Source organism: Galbibacter sp. PAP.153, from assembly GCF_037029175.1.
Lineage (GTDB): Bacteria > Bacteroidota > Bacteroidia > Flavobacteriales > Flavobacteriaceae > Galbibacter > Galbibacter pacificus.
The window spans coordinates 97,106-113,055 of record NZ_JAZEUN010000011.1; the positions used below are offsets into that span (position 1 = coordinate 97,106).

Annotated in this window: 13 protein-coding genes; 6 read left to right on the forward strand and 7 right to left on the reverse strand. The window is 39.8% G+C overall.

Translation table 11 applies throughout. The features are described 5' to 3' along the window. Positions 1–2,094, reverse strand: coding sequence for a phosphate acetyltransferase (gene pta / locus UXI14_RS08865; RefSeq protein ID WP_335965830.1), 2,094 nt, complete (start codon positions 2,092–2,094; stop codon positions 1–3). 227 nt (positions 2,095–2,321) lie between these two features. On the opposite strand from pta, the gene hutI reads away from it, so the two are divergent. Beyond that, complete coding sequence (gene hutI / locus UXI14_RS08870; protein WP_335965831.1) at positions 2,322–3,560, forward strand: imidazolonepropionase; 1,239 nt, start codon at positions 2,322–2,324, stop codon at positions 3,558–3,560. Between the two features lie 73 nt (positions 3,561–3,633). Further along, on the forward strand, positions 3,634–4,137 hold the full coding sequence (locus UXI14_RS08875) for a gluconokinase (RefSeq protein ID WP_335965832.1): 504 nt from the start codon (positions 3,634–3,636) through the stop codon (positions 4,135–4,137). A 71-nt stretch (positions 4,138–4,208) separates the two neighbouring features. Here UXI14_RS08875 and UXI14_RS08880 read toward each other — a convergent pair whose 3' ends face one another. Beyond that, complete coding sequence (locus UXI14_RS08880) at positions 4,209–5,111, reverse strand: hypothetical protein (protein WP_277899537.1); 903 nt, start codon at positions 5,109–5,111, stop codon at positions 4,209–4,211. Between the two features lie 131 nt (positions 5,112–5,242). Between UXI14_RS08880 and UXI14_RS08885 the strand changes: the two genes are divergently transcribed. Together UXI14_RS08885 and UXI14_RS08890 are read left to right on the forward strand one after the other, a co-directional pair. Beyond that, complete coding sequence (locus UXI14_RS08885) at positions 5,243–6,259, forward strand: formimidoylglutamase (protein ID WP_335965833.1); 1,017 nt, start codon at positions 5,243–5,245, stop codon at positions 6,257–6,259. Then, entirely contained in the window at positions 6,260–6,751 is a 492-nt protein-coding gene (locus UXI14_RS08890; protein WP_335965835.1) for a GNAT family N-acetyltransferase, read from the forward strand. It begins immediately after the preceding gene. On the opposite strand, the gene UXI14_RS08895 is transcribed toward UXI14_RS08890, so the two are convergent. Continuing rightward, entirely contained in the window at positions 6,752–7,201 is a 450-nt protein-coding gene (locus UXI14_RS08895) for a GNAT family N-acetyltransferase (RefSeq protein ID WP_335965836.1), read from the reverse strand. Position 7,202: 1 nt separating this feature from the next. Next, on the reverse strand, positions 7,203–7,589 hold the full coding sequence (ytxJ, locus tag UXI14_RS08900; RefSeq protein WP_335965837.1) for a bacillithiol system redox-active protein YtxJ: 387 nt from the start codon (positions 7,587–7,589) through the stop codon (positions 7,203–7,205). A gap of 150 nt (positions 7,590–7,739) precedes the next feature. Here ytxJ and clpB point away from each other — a divergent pair, with 150 nt between their 5' ends. Together clpB and UXI14_RS08910 are read left to right on the forward strand one after the other, a co-directional pair. After that, positions 7,740–10,346: an ATP-dependent chaperone ClpB gene (gene clpB / locus UXI14_RS08905; RefSeq protein WP_335965838.1), complete on the forward strand. Its 2,607-nt coding sequence runs from the start codon at positions 7,740–7,742 to the stop codon at positions 10,344–10,346. Between the two features lie 286 nt (positions 10,347–10,632). Then, positions 10,633–11,226 carry a TetR/AcrR family transcriptional regulator gene (locus tag UXI14_RS08910; RefSeq protein ID WP_277899543.1) on the forward strand — a complete coding sequence of 198 codons (594 nt, stop codon included), beginning with the start codon at positions 10,633–10,635 and terminating at the stop codon, positions 11,224–11,226. 55 nt (positions 11,227–11,281) lie between these two features. On the opposite strand, the gene UXI14_RS08915 is transcribed toward UXI14_RS08910, so the two are convergent. From UXI14_RS08915 to UXI14_RS08925, 3 genes are all read right to left on the reverse strand, one after another. Beyond that, positions 11,282–12,583 (reverse strand): MFS transporter, encoded by a 1,302-nt coding sequence (locus tag UXI14_RS08915; protein WP_335965839.1) that lies wholly within the window; start codon positions 12,581–12,583, stop codon positions 11,282–11,284. A gap of 85 nt (positions 12,584–12,668) precedes the next feature. Further along, entirely contained in the window at positions 12,669–13,487 is an 819-nt protein-coding gene (locus UXI14_RS08920; protein WP_335965840.1) for a M48 family metallopeptidase, read from the reverse strand. Between the two features lie 62 nt (positions 13,488–13,549). Continuing rightward, entirely contained in the window at positions 13,550–15,949 is a 2,400-nt protein-coding gene (locus tag UXI14_RS08925; RefSeq protein WP_335965841.1) for a glycoside hydrolase family 31 protein, read from the reverse strand. Position 15,950: the final 1 nt, after the last annotated feature.

Consider the following 15,950-nt stretch of genomic DNA (forward strand, 5'->3'; position numbering starts at 1 on the left):
TTATATTCCCTGTGCCTGTATTGCGGTTATAATAACCGTATTAAAAACATCGTCTACGGTACAGCCCCGGCTCAAATCGTTCACCGGTTTGTTAAGGCCCTGCAACATGGGGCCTATTGCCAAAGCACCGGTTTCCCTTTGCACGGCTTTGTAGGTATTGTTTCCCGTATTCAGGTCGGGGAATATCAATACGCTTGCCTGTCCGGCTACTTCAGAGTCGGGCAATTTGCTTTTTCCTACGGTAATGTCTACGGCGGCGTCGTACTGAATGGGGCCTTCGACCTTTAAGTCCGGGCGCTGGCTTTTTACTATTTCGGTGGCCTGCCGCACCCTGTCCACATCGGCTCCTTTCCCCGATGTACCGGACGAATAGGAAAGCATGGCTATTTTAGGTTCGATACCAAAGGCGCTACTGCTTTCGGCCGATGAAATGGCAATTTCGGCAAGTTCTTCGGCGGTAGGGTTTGGGTTAATGGCACAATCGCCAAAAATAGACACACGATCTTCGAGGCACATAAAAAATATGGAAGATACCACCGAGACCCCGGGTTTGGTTTTTATAAACTGAAGCGCCGGGCGAATGGTATGCTGTGTGGTATGTACGGCGCCAGAGACCATTCCGTCTGCGTGCCCTTTGTAAATCATCATGGTGCCAAAATAAGAGACATCGCTCATCCAATCTCGGGCAATGTCCAAGTTTACGTTTTTATGCTTCCGCAGTTCGTAGAAAGTAGTAACGTAATCGTTAAAATGTTCTGATTCTGTAGGGTTTACAATATGTAGTTTTTCAACATCGAGCACAATTCCCAGATTGTTTATTTTATCCAGGATCTTGTCCTTCTCGCCAAGCAGTGTGATATCTACAATATCAATGGCCAGTAAACGGGCCGTGGCATGTAAAATCCTGTCGTCGGTACCTTCGGGCAGGACAATGTGCTTTTTGGCCTGCCGCGCGCGGGTTATAAGTCCGTACTGAAACATTCTTGGAGTAACCCCTTTTGTTTTTTTAAAGCTGGTAAGGCGTTCTGCAAGTGTATCTATGGAAACATGGCTCTCGAAAGTACTAATGGAGGTTTCTATTTTCGGGATGCTATCCGCATAGATATTCGATTTTATATTCCCTACCTTATTGGTTACGCCAAATGTACCGCCTTCGACCGAAATAATGGGAACCACCTGCGACAAACCATCTATTAATTTTAAAATAGGCTCTTCCGGGATAAGTCCGCCCGTTAAAATAATACCCGATATACGCGGATAATTACTGGATATGTTTGCCTGCAAGGCGCCCAAAATAATGTCTGCCCTGTCTCCGGGGGTAATAACCAAGCTGTTGTGCCTTAATTTGGTAATGTAGTTTCTTAATTGCATGGCCCCAACGCCAAAACTCCCTGTTTGATTGTCCAGAAATTCTTCTCCAAAAAGTACTTTCCCGTCCAGCTCCAGAACAATTTCTTTTATAGTTGGGTTCGCCAGCGATTCTAGCCGCGGAATTGCAAATACATCCACATCTTCCGGGAGAAAATTTCTAAGCTCCTTTTTAGCAACTTCCAAGTTTTCGGCATTTATTTTATTGGCAATGACCGCTATTACGTTTACATCTTTATTGATAAATGTATTGTATGCCAATTGCAAGCTCCCGGCCAAGTCTTCTTTTGTTTTATGTACACCACTGGCAACCAAAATGGCAGGAATGCCCAGATTCTTGGCTATTAACACATTTACATCGAACTCAAAAACACTTCCTTCACCAGAAAAATCGGAGCCTTCCACCAAGATAAAGTCGAACTGTTCTTCAAGTTGCTTGTATTTTTGAATAATGGTATCGATAATTTCTCCGGACTTTCCTGTATTTCTTTTCTGGATTACTTGGTTTCTGGTAAATGCATACGCATCATCATAAGACATATCAACATCAAAATAAGAAAGTACCGTATCTATATGGTTGTCCTTTTCTCCTTTTTTATCATCTATAACCGGCCTAAAATAACCTACTTTTGCCGTTTTTCCCAACAGGGTGCGCATTAAGCCCAATGTTATGAGGGATTTACCACTATTGGATTCTAATGTAGCAATATAAATGCCTTTATTCATTGTTCTTTTTTATAATTTGGAATAAACGCGGGGGATGGTATCGCTTATATTTTTCATTTTCATATCAAAAATACGCTATATAAAACAGCTTTCCTAAATGTTTTAATACCTTTATCGCCTAATTTGAATTTATAAAGATGTCCGCACGGAAATTTAAACTTTGTTCGGCAAAAATTAAAATTTCATTTTTTGTGCAAACAGCTGAATTATAATTAATTTCAATATACATGAAACGATTGTTCATAAATATAAAAGAATTATTGCAAGTAAGGGAAGCCAACACGCTTAAAGTAAGCGGAAAGGATATGAAGGTATTGCCAAGCCTTAAAAATGCCTTTCTCCTTGTTGAAGGCGATACCATTGCAGCATATGGGGCCATGGAGTCGGTCGATACAAAAAATGCAGATGAAGTAATTGATGCTACCGGAAAAATGATACTCCCTACATGGTGCGACAGCCATACACATTTGGTATATGCCGGAAACCGCGAGCAGGAATTTGTAGACCGGATAAACGGGTTGACTTATGAAGAAATTGCCAATAAAGGGGGCGGGATTTTAAATTCGGCAAAAACCCTGCAACAAACCCCGGAAGAAGAACTTTATGAACAATCCAGAAAACGGCTGGAAAATGTTATGAAACTGGGCACCGGGGCCATTGAGATAAAAAGTGGTTACGGACTTACCGCCGAAGCAGAAATTAAAATGCTCAACGTAATAAAAAAATTAAAAGAAAACTATCCGGCAACCATAAAAAGCACCTTTTTGGGCGCCCATGCCGTTCCCGAAAACTATAAAAACAATAAAGACGGGTATGTACAAAAGGTAATTGACGAAATATTACCGGAAGTTGGCAAAAGCAAACTGGCCGATTACATCGATGTGTTTTGCGAAAAAGGCTATTTTTCGGTAGCCGATATGGAAGCTATTTTAGAAGCTGCAAAAACATATGGATTGACACCCAAAGTCCATGTAAACCAATTTAATGCCATTGGTGGGATTCAAGCTGCCGTAAAGCACCGTGCACTAACGGTAGACCATTTGGAGGTAATGCCAGATGAAGATATTGAAGCCCTAAAAAAGACCGTGACCATGCCCGTGGGGCTTCCGTTATGCTCTTATTTCCTGAGCATTCCTTATGCCCCGGGAAGAAAGCTTATTGAAGCAGGACTGCCTTTTGTTCTGGCAACCGATTACAACCCCGGTTCATCGCCCAGCGGAAACATGAACCAAGTTGTTGCGGCCGCCTGCATAAAAATGAAGCTTACCCCGGCAGAGGCCATTAACGCGGCTACCATAAACGGTGCCCATGCCATGGGAGTATCCAGAACCCACGGAAGTATTACCAAAGGAAAGAAAGCAAATATTATTTTAACCAAGGAAATACCTTCATACGGATTTTTACCATACGATTTTGGAAACAATAATATAGATAAGGTGATGATAAACGGAGAGTTTGTATCGTAATTTTAATTTAGTTATATGTAAAATATCAACTTTACAACTTTCAACTTTACAACTTTCAAACTTATAAAAACACATGAAGACCACTCAACCAAAAGCCATCATCATTATGGGGGTTTCCGGATCGGGAAAAACAACCATTGGCGAACTGCTTTCTTCCAAAACCAACATTCCCTTTGCCGATGGCGATAGTTTTCATCCGCAGGAAAATATAGACAAGATGGTGGCCGGGCATCCTTTAAACGACCAGGACCGTTTAGGCTGGCTACAGGAAATTAATAAGTTTTGCACCAAAAACATTAAACAGGGCAAAAGCTGTATTGTGGCCTGTTCTGCCCTGAAACAATCTTACAGGGCCATTTTGCAAAACGGTATTGAAGAACAAATGGTGTTTGTATATCTTTTGGGCACTTTTGAGCTTATACAAGAACGCTTGGGCAAGCGGAAGTCTCATTTTATGCCTGCATCGCTGCTTAAATCGCAATTTGAAGCCTTACAGCCCCCAAAAGATGCAATTACAGTGGATATTGACAATACACCGACTGCAATTGTGGAAAAAATCATGGAGCAATTGCCATAATTTTATATAAAAAAAGCATCAGCTGAAAGGACAACTGATGCTTCTCTATGTAAATTGGTTAGTTACTATGTTTAGCGTAGGTCAAACTCAGTAGAACCCAGTTCTTTTAAATTCTGGTCGTACACTACAACGCTATATTTTCCTTCAACAAAATCTTCCCCTTCTTTATTGATAAAATCGCATACATCCAACGTAGTATTTTCATAATAAAAGCTGGAAGCCTTGCTATAAGTCACACTTACAGACTCGGTAGTTTCATCGCCTTCTTTGGCGGCTACGGCACGTTCTCCCATTATAGTCCCTTGAGGGTCTGTTACCTGGATATAAAACTGCTTAGCACCTGGCTTTGTAATTTTATTGGCACCTACGGTATAGCATATTTTAAGTTTATCTGCCCTTCTGTTGTTTTTTACCGAAACAATTTTACCGCTATTACGCTCTTTTACGGCTTCAGCAGAAAATTTAGAAAGCCCTAAAGCAGCTCCGGTTTCTACAACCTTGGCCAATTGTGTGTTTTGCATAATTAAAGAATCTGCAAACATGGACTGCTCTTGTAAAGCAACTTTCGTGCTGTCTCTTTGCATGGCCAACATGGTATTTGACGTTCTAAGCGAATCGTTTTGGGCAAGCAAATATTCGCGTTCTTTGGTAAGTTGCTGTACCTGCCTTCTATAACGGGAAAGCGAGCTTATATCGGCTTTCATTTGTTTTACAGAGTCTATATAGGTAGCAATTTTATTACGTGCTTCTACCAATTCGGCATTTGCCGATTCACTTTCTGAAATAGCCCTGTCGTAATCCGACTTTAAGTTATTAAGGTCGTCTATCACGAGGTTTTTCTCTTTATTAAGCTTCTGTGTTGTTTCTTTCTTATTGTTATACAGGCTAACTGTATAAATAAGGGTACCGATTAAAGCGGCAGCTAGCAAACCTGCTATAACTTTTAAACCATTATTGTTCTTTGTTTCTGTCATAAGTTTGTTTTTTTTAAAATTTGGTTCAGCAATTTAATCAATCTTTTTTAAATTGCTTTACGAATATATATACGCATAAAAAAAAGATTTAGATTATTTACATTCTTTTAATTGTACCTTAACATTATCTTATGGCATCTAATTTGGTTGTATACGACCTAAAAAAAATAACTGCTTTAATTGCTCCCAGAAAGGGAGAGCAAAAGCTGGGGGAACACATTGAACTGCTTCATATAAACGATACTTTGGAGACACAGCTTAGCGGTTCTGATGCTAAGTATGTATTACTGGGAATACCCGAAGACATTGGCGTTTCCGGAAATTTAGGCAAGGTCGGTACCCGAAATGCATGGAATACTGCCCTGCCCTTTATTTTAAACATACAGCATAACAGCCACACAAAAGGAAACAAAATACTTTTGCTCGGACACCTTGATTTTTCTGGGGAACTTGAATATATAGACTCCTTGAGCGGTGAACAAAAAATAGAAGAAGCCAGAAAGATTACCGAAAGCATAGACAAAGAGGTGGCCGACCTTATATATAAAATAATAGCCAGTGGCAAAAAGGCCATTGTTGTTGGCGGTGGCCATAATAATGCCTACGGATTGCTAAAAGGTACCTCGCTCGCAACGGGAAGTGCAATTAACTGCCTGAACGTAGATGCGCATACCGATTTTAGAAAACGTGAAGGAAGGCATAGCGGGAACGGGTTTTCGTATGCTTTCCACGAAGGTTTTTTAAACAATTACTATATTTTTGGAGTACATGAAAATTATACCTCAAAAAAAATATTCAAGGCCATTGAAAAGGAAAAAAAGATCAAATACAGTACTTTTGAAGACCTTTTTATAAGAAGGGACAAAGGTTTTGATTTTGAACTCAATGAGGCCATAGACTTTATAAAAACCGAGAAATACGGACTGGAAATCGATATGGACTCTATCGAAGGGATGCCCAGCAGCGCCAGGACAAGTTCTGGTTTGTCATTAAATATGGTGCGGGAAATTGTTTTTAAAGGCAAAAAAAGTAAAAACAATGCCTACATACATATTTGTGAAGCGGCACCCAATACAAAAAACAATACCGAAATAACCCAAGTGGGCAAGGCCATTGCGTATTTGGTATCCGATTATATAAGAAAATAAATGAACGTTGAAATAATTCCCTTCCGGCAGGAATATGCTATTGATTTTAAAAACCTGAACATAGAATGGCTTGAAAGGTTTTTTGTTGTAGAACCCCATGACCACGATGTACTGCTTCATTGCAAGGAAAACATTATAGACAAGGGCGGGGCCATATTTTTTGCGAGACTCAACAATGTCATTGTTGGCTGTTTTGCCCTTATGAAAATAGAAAGTGGGGTATTCGAGCTTACCAAAATGGCAGTTTCTCCCAACTACCGCGGCCATAAAATTGGTCAGAAATTATTAAAGTTTTGCATAAGCCATGCAAAAGAACAAACGTTTAAAAAAGTTGTCCTGTACTCCAGCACCAAACTGGAAAATGCCATTTATCTGTACCGAAAATATGGTTTTAAGGAAGTACCGTTGGAAAAAGACAATCCATACATGCGGGCCGATATTAAAATGGAATTGGATGTTGCTTTGCACCCAACAAACCACCTCAATAGGTAATCACAATGCTTTTTCAAAACATACGCTCATAGCTACACCTTGATATTGCCCATAATTAGGGATTGGTAAATATCCGTTTTTTCTATATATATGTATGGCCCCGGCATTATCCTTGTCGGTTTCCAAAACACACTTTGAAAACCCCAATTCCACAGCCCATTTTTCCAGTTCGTTAAGTACTGACAGTGCAATTCCCTTACCCCTGTATTCGGCACGGGTATACATCCTCTTTACTTCCATAACTTCAGGATTATACTGCTTTATGGCCCCGCAGCCAACGGCCATGTTGCCATTATACGCCAATACAACATGTTTTATGGCGTCAAGGGTGTTAAACTGACCATAAAACTCCTGATTTTCACCATTCTTTTTGGCCAAATGTTTATCTAGTTTCCCAACCAAGGAAATAAAGTCCTTATCGGTAGACGTTGTCCTTCGGTAAACGAGCATGCTATACAAATTTTGCAATTTCTCTGGCGTCAATCTGTCCATGGGATTCATTATGGACAACCTTTCCGCCTTTTATAAGCAATAATTGCGGACTTTCGTGAACGATGTCGAATTTTTCGGCCACGGCATTTGATATGTCCCGATACGTCAAAATATCCAAAAAATACAACTTTGCCGAGGCTTCCGGAATATTGTAAGAAGCTTCAAAATTGTTCAATGCAAACCTGCTAATGCCACAACGGGTGCTATGCTTGAATATAACCGCGCAGACAGATCGAGATTCTTCTATAATTTCATCAAGCTGTTCCATGGAATTTAAAGGATTCCATGCAAGACTTTTTTTATTGTTTTCTTCGGAGCTTCCAAAGATAGATTTAAAAAAATTCATAACTTTAAAGTATCTATTTTCCTACTACATTATTCATGAAAATGTCAAAATGGCGTTTATTTTTTTTAGAAAAATGTCAAAATGACAGTTATTGAAATCGGAACGCAAATTGCTAAAACAAAGAAAAGTAATTAACATACAAAAATACATATGAACTTAAATAATTTTACAATAAAATCTCAAGAAGCCATTCAACAGGCCCAGCAAATTGCGCAGGGTTATGGGCATCAACAAATAGAGAACGAGCATATTTTTAAAGCCTTGTTTGATGTTGACGAGAACGTGCTTCCCTTCATCTTAAAAAAACTAAACGTAAATGTACCCTTGCTCAAGCAGGTTTTAGACAGTACCTTAAATAGTTTTTCCAAGGTAGAAGGCGGAGAGCTTATGCTGTCCCGTGATGCAGGGGCAACATTGAACGAAGCAAGTATCATTGCAAAGAAAATGAACGACGAGTTTGTTTCGGTTGAGCATTTGTTATTGGCCATTTTCAAGTCTAAAAGCAAGATTGCCCAAATTTTAAAAGACCAAGGCGTTACCGAAAAAGGGTTAAAAGCGGCCATTGAAGAACTCCGTAAGGGAGACCGTGTAACTTCTGCAAGTGCAGAAGACACATATAACTCTTTAAACAAATACGCCAAAAACCTCAACCAGTTGGCCAACGACGGCAAACTGGACCCCGTTATTGGCCGCGATGAAGAAATACGCCGTGTATTGCAAATACTTTCCAGAAGGACCAAAAACAACCCCATGCTCGTTGGCGAGCCAGGTGTTGGTAAAACTGCTATTGCCGAGGGTTTGGCACATAGGATCATACAAGGCGATGTGCCTGAAAATTTAAAGGACAAACAGATTTTCTCTTTGGATATGGGCGCGCTTATTGCCGGTGCAAAATACAAGGGTGAGTTTGAAGAGCGCCTAAAAGCCGTAATAAAAGAAGTCACTTCTTCAGACGGGGATATCGTACTCTTTATTGATGAAATCCATACGCTTGTGGGCGCCGGGGGCGGCCAAGGAGCCATGGATGCCGCCAATATTTTAAAACCGGCACTGGCACGTGGGGAATTGCGTGCCATTGGAGCAACCACCTTGGACGAATACCAAAAATATTTTGAAAAAGACAAAGCCCTGGAGCGGAGGTTCCAGAAAGTAGTGGTAAACGAACCAGATACCGAAAGTGCGATTTCTATTTTAAGGGGGATTAAAGAAAAATACGAAACCCACCACAAAGTCCGCATTAAAGACGAGGCCATTATTGCCGCCGTAGAACTGTCGCAACGGTATATCACAAACAGGTTTTTGCCCGATAAGGCCATCGACTTAATGGATGAAGCAGCTTCCAAACTACGAATGGAAATCAATTCTAAACCAGAAGAACTGGATGTGCTGGATAGAAAAATCATGCAACTTGAAATTGAAATCGAAGCCATAAAAAGGGAAAACGACGAAACAAAACTGAAATCCCTTAATGCCGATTTGGCCAACCTTAAGGAAGACAGGAACGAAACCTTTGCCAAATGGAAAAGCGAAAAAGACATTGTAGACGATATACAGACTACAAAAGAGAATATTGAAAACTTTAAGATTGAAGCCGAACGCGCTGAGCGTGACGGAGATTATGGTAAAGTAGCCGAAATACGCTACGGAAAGATAAAAGAAGCCCAAGAAAAACTGGAAACGCTCCAGAAACAGCTTCAAGAAGAACAGTCTCACGGCAGCAGTTTAATAAAGGAAGAAGTTACCAACGACGATATTGCCGAAGTGGTTGCCAAGTGGACGGGCATACCCGTAACCAAAATGCTACAAAGCGAACGCGATAAACTTTTAAAACTAGAAGATGAGCTCCACAAAAGAGTTGTTGGCCAGGAAGAAGCCATACAATCGGTTTCTGATGCCATTAGAAGAAGTCGTGCCGGGCTTCAGGACGCAAACAGGCCAATTGGCTCCTTCCTTTTTCTAGGGACCACTGGTGTTGGTAAAACCGAGTTGGCCAAAGCGTTGGCAGAATATCTTTTTGACGATGAAAGTGCCATGACACGTATCGATATGAGCGAGTACCAAGAACGGCATTCGGTAAGCAGGTTAGTAGGCGCACCTCCGGGATATGTAGGTTACGACGAAGGCGGCCAACTTACTGAAGCGGTACGCCGCAGACCTTACTCGGTAGTTTTGCTCGACGAAATTGAAAAAGCGCACCCAGATACTTTTAATATTCTTTTACAGGTTTTAGATGAAGGAAGGTTGACCGATAACAAAGGCAGGCTGGCCGATTTTAAAAACACCATTATTATCATGACCAGCAATATTGGTAGCCATATCATCCAGGAAAAGTTTGAAGCCACCAAAGATATTGAAAGCGCAACCGAAGCCGCTAAAGTTGAAGTGCTCGGGCTATTAAAACAAAGCGTGCGCCCGGAATTCATCAACCGGATTGACGATATTGTAATGTTTACACCGTTAACACAGGCAAATATCAAGGATATTGTACGCCTTCAGCTTAAAGGCATTACCAAAATGGTCGCCAAGCAAAACATTACCCTGGACGCAACCGAAGAAGCAATTACGCATCTTTCCAAAGTAGGGTACGATCCACAATACGGAGCCAGGCCCGTAAAAAGGGTTATACAGAAGGAAGTGCTAAACAACTTATCCAAAGAAATCCTTAGCGGAAAAGTAAATGCAGACAGCATTATATTGCTGGACGAATTTGATGGAGAACTGGTTTTTAGGAACCAAACAGATTTAATAGAAAATTAACACTTGTAACGTGTAAGAATATATAACATTAAGCGACTGAACAGGTGAATGTTATGTAGAATAATAAGCACTTTGGTTAGTGAGTAATAATATTTAAGATTAAAGTTAGGTAATTCGTTTAGAATTATTTAGTTTTAAGTTGGTTGGTTAGTTAAGGCACCCGTGATTTTCATCACGGGTGTTTTATTATATAATGTTACAAAACAGATAAATAAAACGTGCTATCGTAAAAAACATACCTTTCAGTATTATTTTATTATATTTGATTATAATTCCCAAAAAAGCAATGACAACCAAAGCAGAAAAAACTACCCAATTTATAATTAAAACCGTTGCCCCCATTTTCAATAAAAAAGGCTATACCGCTACCAGTTTGAGCGACATTACAAAAGCCACCGGACTTACCAAAGGGGCCATTTATGGAAATTTCGACAATAAGGAAACGCTTTCATTACATGCATTTGATTACAATGTAACAATGATACTTTCCCGTATAGAGCAATACATGGAAAAAGGAAATACCCCACTTGAAAGGTTGATGTATTTTGTAAGGTTTTATAAAAATTATTACGACTTTACCAGCAATTTTGGTGGGTGCCCCATAATTAATACCGCAGTAGATGCCAAAAACATGCACCCGGAATTATTGGAAAAAGTTCAGGACGCCATTAATAAAATCGAGGGTTATATAGCTTCTGAAATCGAAAAGGGAAAAATTATCGGTGAAATCCGCAAGACCATCCCCGGGGATGTTTACGGAAAACGCTTTTTTAGTTTGATACAGGGAGCCATATTCATGAGCCAGACCACAAACGACAAATCTTACACCACCGATTGTTTAAACGTAATTATAGACACCATTAACCAACGGTTTAAGTAGTTTATGGGAGGCTAAAATAAATGTTAACTTCTTCATTTACCTTAATTATTATACATTAATCCAATTTTTTCTTAGGTACCCGAAATAATAACACGATTCCTAATAAAAAGAAAATAAACAGGAACAAAATAGAATTACGCATACTTCCGGTAATTTGATCTATTGTTCCATAAATCAACATACCAATTACAATTCCTATTTTTTCGGTAACATCAAAAAAGCTAAAATATGATGTTGTATCTTTTGTTTCGGGCAAAAACTTGGAGTATGTAGAACGCGCCAATGCTTGAATACCACCCATTACCAAGCCCACAATTGCAGCTGCTATATAAAATTCCATGGGTGTTTCCATAAAATAGGCATAAAAACATAAGCCCATCCAAATAACATTTACAAATATTAAGGTTTGAATATTACCAAATCTTGCAGATGCCCTTGAAGTTAAAAACGCCCCCAAAATAGCTATAATCTGTATGATTAAAATACTTCCTATTAAACCCATTGTTTTAGCTTCACTACTTCCCCATTCAATTTCTTCTTCACCAAAATAAACTGCTACCAACATAATGGTTTGAACAGCCATACTAAATACAAAAAATGCATACAAATATCGCTTAAGCCTTATATCTTGCTTAAGGGCTTTCCATACCTTTTGTAATTCCTTTATTCCGTTAAAAATTACTTTTTTAGTGACTTTGTTTTGTGAAGAAACTCCTTTTGGCAACCAATAAAATGTATATTGACTAAATAATATCCACCACAGGCCAACGGTTATAAACGAGTAACGCATCATCTGTATTTTAGCGGCCCCATCTTCGGGAATCATTACCATTACCAAATTTATGATAAGTAAAATAACACTTCCAAAATATCCTAATGAAAATCCTTTGGCGCTAATTTTATCTTGTTGTTCCGGGTAAGCAATATCGGGTAAATAAGAATTATAGAACACCAAACTGCCCCAGTAACCTATTAGGCCCATAAAGTAAAATAATATGCTAAGATATATATGTTCTAAACTAAACCAATACAAACCTATACACCCTATTCCCCCGATATAACAAAAAAACTTTAAAAAACCTTTTTTATTGCCTGCAAAATCTGCAATTCCAGACAAGATGGGCGATGTAAAAGAGACTACCAAAAAAGTAAAAGCCGTTACAAATGTTATTAAAGCCGTACTTTTAAACTCCATTCCGAAAGCCTGTACCTTCTTTATTTCTGAAACAAATAACGCAGAGTAAAATATTGGAAAAATTGAAGAAGCAATAGTTAACGTATATACCGAGTTGGCCCAATCGTAAAAAGCCCATGCATTTAATAATTTCTTGCTTCCTTTTTGTAGTTGTACTGCCATATTTTAAAAATTAAAAAGCAAGACATGTTTGTATGTCTTGCTTTCAAATATACTTAAATATAAAATTTCCAAGGTTAAAAAAACATTATTCAAAAGAGGTAACGCCAAATTTAGCGGCTTCCTGCTTGGCCGCAGGCACCAGTTGCTTTAAATTTTGAATCCTTGTTTCGTTAGACGGGTGGGTGCTCATTATTTCCGGTGGCGCCTCTCCCCCCATTTGACTCATACGTTGCCACAATTTTACGGCCTCCTCTGGATTGTAGCCGGCAATAGCCATTAAACGCAATCCAATAGCATCGGCTTCAGATTCATGGCTTCTGCTAAAAGGGAGCATTACCCCTACTTGAGAGCCAATACCATATGCTTGGTTAAAAAGTTCTACGGTCTGTGCACTGCTGCCGCTCATCCCCAAGGCCAAATTTCCGGCCAAAGCACCATATTGTTGCAACGTGGCGGCGCTCATACGTTGTGCACCGTGGTTTGCCAAGGCGTGCGCTACCTCATGCCCCATTACCACTGCTATTCCGGTATCGGTTTTGGTAACTGGCAAGATGCCCGTATAAAACACTATTTTGCCACCGGGCATACACCATGCGTTTACAGCTTCATCTTGTACCAAATTATACTCCCAACGGTAATCTTTTAAATATCCTTCGTAACCATTGGCATTGAACCAGCGCTCAGCAGCCTTGGCTATTCGTTGCCCCACGCGTTTTATAGATTCGGCATCGGCTGTGCCCGTAATTACTTTGTGTTCTTTTAAAAACTGATCGTATTCTGCAAATGCTGTTGGAAAAATTTGATCGTTCGACTGGAAGTTCAGTGTACTTTTACCCGTAAAAGGGTTTGTTGAACAAGAAACTACCAAAACGGTAAATATCAATCCGGAAATAAATTTTCTCATCTCTTATATTAATTTGTTGCTTTATGCAAAGTTATACCTACAACACTAAATTAAGCAAAATATTATAATCCTTTAATATGAAGTTCTGTGAAATCTTTTTTTATTGTCATGTTTGTATCACCATTGAGGATGATGTCCTGTAACGGAATTTCGACATTGTCTACCTGAACCGATTTTACTTTGAAAGGCAATCCTATTAAGTTGATTTTAAATACCTCATACGGGGTTTCGTATTTCCCTTCCTTAAACTGTTGAATGATGAGCTCTTTTTCTTTTCCGGTCAGTTTAAACATCCGTAAGCTATATCTTCCTTTTTTATAGTCGAAACCATCGCCGGTATCTTCAAAAACCTGCGATTCTTCTTTTCCCAGCTTATAATATATGTCTAATGTAAGCTTGTCTATTTCTTTTTCTCCCACATATTGCTGTACTGGATATTTCGGGATAATGGCACCTTCTTTTATGAAAATCGGGATTTTATCAATATCTGCTTCCACCCAACATTCTTTTCCTCCTTTGGTGATTTCACCGCCCCAGAAATTATACCAGTTTCCTTGCGGAAGGTACATCCGCCTTCCTTTGGAATTGGGCTCCAAAATAGGACAAACCAGTATTTGGTTCCCGAATATAAACTCGTCGTTCCTGTAATGGGTATGTGTATCTTCTTGATCATAATACACCAGAGATTTCAACATGGGGATCCCGTATTCTGTATATTCGTAGAACATGGTATATAAATACGGAAGCAGCTGATATCTTAACTCAATAAATTTCCGGGTAATGTTTGTTACTTCTTCATCAAACGACCAAGGTTCCTGGCTTCCATGATCACCGCTGGAATGGACCCTACAAAACGGATGGAATACCCCCAGTTGAATCCACCGGGCAAAAAGCTCTCCCGATGGTTGCTCTGCAAAGCCCCCGATATCGGTACCGGTAAAAGACATCCCGCTCATGCACATTCTCTGTACCTGCACGTTGGCAATCCATAAATGCTCCCAAGTGGCCACATTGTCGCCGGTCCATGACGAGGTAAACCGCTGTGTTCCCGAATAAGCCGACCTTGTTATTACAAAAGGACGTTTGGGGAACGTAAACTTTTTAACGCCCTCATGTGTGGCCCTTGCCATTTGCATTCCGTAAACATTATGTGCCTTTCTATGGCTGCAATGGTGCCCGTCGTAATTATGGCGCACATCGTCCGGAAATGTTTTTCCGGGCACTTCCATCACGGCAGGTTCATTCATGTCGTTCCAAACACCTTTTATGCCTATGTCTGCAATCAATTCTTTATAAAGTCCTGCCCACCATTCCCTTACTTTCGGATTTGTAAAATCGGGGAAATTACATTCCCCCGGCCATACTTTACCTTTCATATAAGGTCCATCGGCCCTTTTACAGAAATAATCGTTTTCAACAGCTTCGTTGTATACCCAGTAATTTTTATCAATTTTAATTCCGGGGTCAATTATCGCCACTGTTTTAAAACCGTCTTCGGCAAGTTCGCTTACCATACGCTTGGGATCCGGGAAATATTCTTTGTTCCATGTAAAACACCTAAAGCCTTCCATATAATCGATATCCAAATAAATAGCATCGCAGGGTATTTTTAAGTCCCTGAATTTATTGGCAATTTCTTTTACTTTGCTTTCGGGGTAATAACTCCATTTGCATTGGTGAAACCCGAGTACCCATAAAGGCGGCAATTCTGGTTTCCCTGTCAGGTCGGTATAACCCCCAACCACTTCGGGCATGGTAGGCCCGTAAATAAAGTAATAATTCATCTCTCCCCCGTCGGCCCAAAAACTTGTAATGTTGCGCCGTTCATGACAGAAATCGAAATGTGTTTTAAAAGTATTGTCGAAAAAAATTCCGTAGCCAATGCTATGGTGCATCCCAATATAAAAAGGGACCGCCTTGTATAACGGATTATGGTCTTTACCAAACGCATATTGGTCGGTTGCCCAATTGTGCACCCTTTTTCCGCGTAGGTTTAATTGAGAGGGCTTATCGCCCATTCCGTAAAAGCTTTCGGATTCCTGAGAGAACTTACTCATTTTCACTATGTTTCCCCCAAATTCGTAACTTTCTTCCCAATGAAAGCCCAGTTCGTCTTCATTTAAAATATTTCCTTCAAGGTCTAATATTGCTAACCGAAGGTCTTTTTTTGATACCTTGACTTCCAGTTTTGAGGTTTTCATGGCAAAATGGTCGTCGTTTTCCTTAATTTCCAAATGGTTGTATCCATACGTAGCATCTTCTGAAATTGCATAGGAAAAATCGGGTTCAAAATCCTGTTCCACCGCGTAGCGGAAACGCAAAACGCTGTCCCTTAAAAATGAAATTTGCAATGCTACATTATTCCGGGTATAAAACGTTATTTTATCGACTTCTTTTTTATGGTCTATAATTTGGGCAGGAAATAGGTTCCCTTTATACTCAAGCTCAGTATTGGTAATCATA